We start from the raw sequence: 1,976 nt of genomic DNA, 5'->3' as shown, positions 1-1,976 counted from the left end.
TGTAGACTTTGCAAAAAAGTTACACTAAACCATTAAATAGGGGATTTCTCCCCTATACTTCAAGGAACGTCAGAACCTCCTGCAGGCTCTTGTTACTGTTGATGAATGCATCCATGATCTGTCTTGCTTCGATTTCCTGTTTTTGTTTTCGGAGTTCAAGTATTCTTGCAGCGATCTTATCACATCGCGCCTGTGCCTTGGCATGTTCCTCTGTTACTTTTGCAAGTTCTGCATCGATTGATGCCATGGATTTACTCCTCGCCATCGTCATTTTCCTCCTCGGTCAGTTCACTCATAAGTGACTGATTATTTATAAGCAGTGTGTTGATCTCTTCAGCAGTTTTTCGGATATCGGATTCCTCAAGGCCAAAAGAACCAAGAATGATCTTCTGTTTTTTAGTGACCGCATGATCCAACTTATAATCACCATTGTTCCTACGGACCATTTCGATCTTTTCCAGTTCACGAAGCGATGCGGGAACCGTCATATAGTTAGGATTGGATTCCATCTTCAGCATGGTTTCCTTTAGCAGATTGTATATCCGGTTTCTGACTATCAGGGCAACGAATTCAACAAATATCTTAGCTGACAAGGCTTCCTCACTTTGAACTCGCATGCTTCTTGAACCGAGAAAACTCTTATCTGCTTTAAAAAGCTTTTCCGAAATATCACGACCTTTGTACTGGATAAGTGCCGCGGATGCAGTCATCTTTTCAGAGGTCACAATACAGAAGTAACCGCAGAGCCGCAGTTCTCTTGTTATTACATCTGAACGTTCCTTACCATACAGCAATCGTCCTTCCTTGTCATAGGTCAGTTTAAACAGATCTGTATAACTCTTACCGAACTGAACATTTTTGCCAACGTTCTTTTCAATCATGAGCTTCATCTTATCTATACGCTGCTCCAGATGTTCCCGCTCTGCAGCCTGCTTATACGGATCAAAATAGATATGCAGATACCTGTCTTCTGTATCATCCTCGAACAGGTGACAGCTCACGGTCTTGCCATAGACTTTATATGATCTGATCGAACAGTCCCTTGCTGTTTCAAAACTGCCCCGGTTTTGTTCGACCATAGTTGATACAAGAGCTTTGCAGCCTTTGACCATGATGATGAATTCATATCCATTCTCGTCGATATAGCGTATGTTTTCTTTGCTGAAGTATCCGCGGTCGAGAATGAACCCTATCCTGGTATAACCGTATTCCTTAACCTTATCCACGAGGAAGGTCAGTTGGGACACATCATTGATCGAACCCGGATATTCCTCGTACAAAAGAGGAGTACGATTTGCTTCATCAAAAGCTATCGCAAGATTAAAGATCGGAATGCCTTTATCATCCTTGGCTTTTCCGAACTCTGCAATATCGATGTCACCGGCATCACAGTTTTTATTAGTCGAGTCATACGAGAGATAAACTCTTTGCGAATGGTCACGAGCCTTGTTCCATGCCCGCAAAAAGCCAATGATCTGTTCCTTGGTGACAGAGGATAGAAACCTGCTGACTTTGGAATCGCTATAGATTCTCATGCCTTCTGAAAATAACGGATGGCAAAAAGCAAAGTCCGGATAGTACTGACCGGCATTTTCTTCATTAACGATCATGTACGATACCAGATCAAGAAACAGCCCGCAGTCTTTTTTAAGGAGCTTCTCAAGCATCATTGGAAGGTTGTATTCCTGCATGACTTTTTTGATGATAACGTATGATCCTATCCGAAGACAGCAACTACGATATGCTTCCGGCAACTTCTCCGGCAAAGGAACGTCTGAAAAGTATGTTTCAAATTTCTCGTTTGGGAACATCATGGAAGAATCATCATCCGTAACCTTACCGATAATGGCACGGTCAGGTACTGCATATTTCTTTTCGGGATTATATTTGCTTCCGTACTGATATAAGATGTATCGCGCATTGCCCTTTTTCTTGGTTATGATTTTTCCCTTGATTTTAGGGATTTCTACTCTGAA

General features: G+C 42.1%; 2 protein-coding genes. Both read right to left on the bottom strand.

The window, feature by feature from the left end:
* Window positions 1-52: 52 nt before the first annotated feature.
* Window positions 53-265 (bottom strand): hypothetical protein, encoded by a 213-nt coding sequence (locus BLV86_RS17355; protein ID WP_090816332.1) that lies wholly within the window; start codon window positions 263-265, stop codon window positions 53-55.
* A partial coding sequence (locus BLV86_RS17350; protein WP_139297972.1) for an IS1634 family transposase occupies window positions 252-1,976 on the bottom strand: 1,725 nt, incomplete at its 5' end. The genes BLV86_RS17355 and BLV86_RS17350, both read right to left, overlap by 14 nt.

This window comes from Oribacterium sp. KHPX15, assembly GCF_900107835.1.
GTDB lineage: Bacteria > Bacillota > Clostridia > Lachnospirales > Lachnospiraceae > Oribacterium.
Note: the sequence above shows the minus strand (reverse complement) of the source record. Positions and strands in the feature narration are given on the sequence as shown.